Here is a 3,410-nt window from a genome sequence, read left to right on the forward strand (position 1 = left end):
TCCCCTCGAGGTCAGTTGAATAAGCCGTGAAGGATTCGCCGACCAAGATGGCTATGTTGGGCATTGCCCTGACGAACTTTGCATTGGCCAGCCTCTTCAGCTCCCGGAGGGATATTCCCGCAACGACGGAAATCACGAGCTTCCCTTCAATTAGTTCAGAGACCTCCTCAAGAACCTCCCCCACCTTGTTGGGCTTCACGGCTATGAAAATCACATCGGCCTTTTCAACGGCCTTTCTGTTGTCGGGGATAACATCTATCCCCATCTCCGTTAGTTCCTTTGCCTTTTCAACCCTTCTCCTCGTGGCTGTGACTTCATATCCGGCCTTTTTGAGGGCCTTTGCTATCGCACCCCCGATTGTTCCGGCACCTACAACGGCAATCCTCATCTCAACACCTCCAGCAGGTTCTCAACGAAAACCGAAGCGCTCTCAACGTCCCTGCCGACCATAACGAAGCCAAAGTCCCCGTATTTTTTCCTATAGTTCTCGATGAAAAGCTCGTCGTTCAGAGTGTCCCCCACGTAAACGCCTTCCTCGCCCCGAACGAGTTCCCAGAGCAGATCGGGATTTGGTTTTAAGCCGAGTTCCCTCGTTACCGCGTGCTCAAAGTGAAAACCGAGGATTCTCTCCGCGAGCCTAAGCTCAAGCTCGTTTCTTCCGGTTACAACGCCGATTTTGGCGATTTTCCCGAGTTCTTCAAGGAGTTCTCGGCTTATCAGGGGCTTTTCCCTTTTCCAGAGGCCGGGAAAATCAAAGAGCCTGCCCGGATAGACTTCCCCGAGGTAGAACGTGTTGAAAACCCGCTCTATGCTCCCCCCGTGTATCTCGAAGCCGAACCTGTTCCTTACCCAGTTAATCCCCTCCCCGGGCGGGAACTTCTCCACGAGTTCCTCAACGTCTCCGGCGAGCGAGAAAAGGATTAGCGCCTCGCTCACCTTAAAGTCATCACCGAACGACCCCTTTGAGCGGAGCCTTCTGATCAAATTGGAGTTAATCTCCTTCTCAACGCCGAACATCCGGAGGAAGTACTCTACAGTGAGCTTTACGGCCGTGTCGTAGCTCTCGCTGACGTCTATGAGCGTGCCGTCAATGTCAAAAACGACCCACAACTCAACCACCCGTTATCTCCTCGACGGCCCTTAAGAAGGCCTCGTTTTCCCATCTCCTCCCTACAGTCACCCTTATGTGTCCCTCCAGCCTGCCCGAGAGCTTTCTGACGACGATTCCCCTCTCTAAGAGTTCCTCGTAGGCGTTTAGTTTGACCAGTAAAAAGTTCGCGTCGCTTGGGTAAGCCAAGTCACCGAGCTTCTTCCTGACCCTCTCGCGCTCCTCGATGATTTTCCTGACTCTCTTCTCAACCAGGTCAGTGTGCCTCAGCATGACAACCATAGATGCCATCGTCATGATTCCGACGCTGAAGGGGGACTTTACCCGATAGAGGGCATCTACCACCTCTTCACTCGCGAGCATATAACCTGCTCTAACCCCTGCCAGTCCAAAGGCCTTTGAGAACGTCCTAAGAACTACGAGGTTTTCGTACTCCTCAATCAGCTTCCAGAGGCTCCCTCCTGAAAACTCCGCGTAGGCCTCATCGAGGACAACCGGTTTTCCCGTTTTGAGGACTTCAGCTATCTCCTCCCCCGGCTGTAAATTCCCCGTGGGGTTGTTGGGGGAAGCTATAAAAACTGCCCTCGAGTTTTTGGACTTCTCCGCTATTGCCCTCCCATCAATCGTGAAGTCTTCCCCCAGGGGAACCTCAACGAGAGGAATCTCATTCAGCTTGGCGTAGAAGCCGTACATTCCAAAGGTTGGAGGAGTTGTGACGATGTAGTTTCCCTCGAAGAGCCTCACGAGGTAGCTGATAAGCTCATCGCCTCCGTTGCCAACGGCAACGTTGTTTGGCGAGATTCCGTAGAAGTCGGCTATAGCCTTTCTTGCCGGCATTGAGGTGATGTGTGGATACCTGTTGAAGCTCATCTCCCTGAGTTCCTCAAAGATTTCTTCCTTAACCCAGTCTGGCAGGTCGTAGGGGCTTTCGTTCTTGTCCAGCCAGACCCTATAGTTCCCCTCCACGACCCGGTAGGGCTGAAAGGACTTAACAAGCCCGCGAATCATCTTCTCCGCCTCCTCAATTCGGCCATAACCTCCCCGAGGGAAACATCGTTGTAAGCAAGGAGAACGAGCAGGTGGTAGAGCATGTCGGCCGTCTCGTAGATCAGTCCCTCCCTGGTTTCCGCCACGAGGACTTCTACCGCTTCTTCCCCGAACTTTTTGTAAATCCTCTCCCTGCCCTCTTTGAAGAGCTTCGATGTGTAAGAACCCTCAATGGGATTTTCCTTTCTCTTCCGTATCAGCTCTTCAAGCTCCCTGAGGATTGTCAGGGAGTAGTCCATCGGTAAAACCCTCTCCGGTTCGCCGAGCTTTCTGTAGAAGCATGAGTAGTTCCCGGTGTGGCAGGCGACTCCTTTTTGTCCCACTATCAGAAGCAGGGCGTCGCTGTCGCAGTCTATTCTAATCTCCTTGACCCTCTGGGTGTTCCCGCTCACTTCGCCCTTCATCCTGACCCTCCTCTGAGAGCGAGAGTAGTAGTGGGCGTAACCCGTCTCAAGGGTTCTCTTGAGGGCTTCTCTGTTCATGTAGGCCAGTGTAAGAACTTCCCCTTTGGTGTCTTGAACTACAACGGGAACGATTCCCCCGTTCTTCTCCCAGTCAACTTTTTCGATTAGCTCGTCAAGGCTCATTCTACCACCTCAGTAGTCCAGCCTTACGGGGATTCCCCTCTCAGCTAAGAACCTCTTCAGCTCGCCGACGGTGTACTCGCTGTAGTGGAATATCGATGCCGCCAGACCCGCCTCGGCTCCGGCTTTAAAGGCCTCGTAGAAGTGCTCCGGTTTTCCAGCTCCGCCAGAGGCTATCACCGGAATATCAACGGCACTGGCGACGGCTTTTGTCAGCGGTATGTCAAAGCCCTCCTTGGTTCCGTCGGTGTCCATGCTCGTCAGGAGTATCTCACCCGCTCCGAGTCTCTCAACGGTTTTCGCCCATTCTACGGCATCGATTCCCCTCGCCTTCCTTCCCCCGTGGGTGTAGACCTCCCAGAAGGAGCCGTTCCACTTCGCGTCTATGGCCACCACAAGGTTCGCGGTTCCGATAACACCCGCCATCTCCTTTACGAGTTCCGGCCTCTCAACGGCCACGGTGTTTACGAACACCTTATCGGCACCGTGCTTGATTATCTCCTTGGCCTCTCCGAGGGTTTTTATGCCCCCACCAACGGTGAATGGGACGTATATCTCCCCCGCAATCTTCTCAACGAGGTTGAGGAGTATCCCCCTCTTCTCGTAAGAGGCCGTGATGTCGAGGAAAACTATCTCGTCTATGCCCTCCCTCTCATAGCGTTTGGCGAGCT

Annotated in this window: 5 protein-coding genes; all 5 read right to left on the bottom strand. The window is 53.7% G+C overall.

All coding sequences use genetic code 11. The annotated features are described in order from the left end of the window. The coding region (locus MVD07_RS00775; RefSeq protein WP_297497297.1) for a prephenate dehydrogenase/arogenate dehydrogenase family protein at nucleotides 1-388 on the bottom strand (388 nt) is incomplete at its 3' end. Then, on the bottom strand, nucleotides 385-1,110 hold the full coding sequence (locus tag MVD07_RS00780; protein WP_297497309.1) for an HAD family hydrolase: 726 nt from the start codon (nucleotides 1,108-1,110) through the stop codon (nucleotides 385-387). The genes MVD07_RS00775 and MVD07_RS00780, both read right to left, overlap by 4 nt. A gap of 1 nt (nucleotide 1,111) precedes the next feature. Continuing rightward, nucleotides 1,112-2,116 (bottom strand): histidinol-phosphate transaminase, encoded by a 1,005-nt coding sequence (gene hisC, locus MVD07_RS00785; protein WP_297497300.1) that lies wholly within the window; start codon nucleotides 2,114-2,116, stop codon nucleotides 1,112-1,114. Then, a complete protein-coding gene (gene hisIE, locus MVD07_RS00790) occupies nucleotides 2,113-2,742 on the bottom strand; it encodes a bifunctional phosphoribosyl-AMP cyclohydrolase/phosphoribosyl-ATP diphosphatase HisIE (RefSeq protein WP_297497303.1) in 630 nt (209 codons plus the stop codon). Before hisIE ends, hisC begins: the two co-directional genes overlap by 4 nt. Before the next feature lie 9 nt (nucleotides 2,743-2,751). After that, nucleotides 2,752-3,410 (bottom strand): HisA/HisF-related TIM barrel protein (locus tag MVD07_RS00795; protein WP_297497306.1); only part of this gene is annotated, 659 nt, incomplete at its 5' end.

Origin of the sequence: Thermococcus sp. (assembly GCF_027008145.1) — an archaeon.
Lineage (GTDB): Archaea > Methanobacteriota_B > Thermococci > Thermococcales > Thermococcaceae > Thermococcus.

Excerpts from the sequence above, each read along its gene's own strand:
- hisC (WP_297497300.1), bottom strand. The coding sequence starts at position 2,116 with ATGATTCGCGGGCTTGTTAAGTCCTTTCAGCCCTACCGGGTCGTGGAG.
- hisIE (WP_297497303.1), bottom strand. The coding sequence starts at position 2,742 with ATGAGCCTTGACGAGCTAATCGAAAAAGTTGACTGGGAGAAGAACGGG.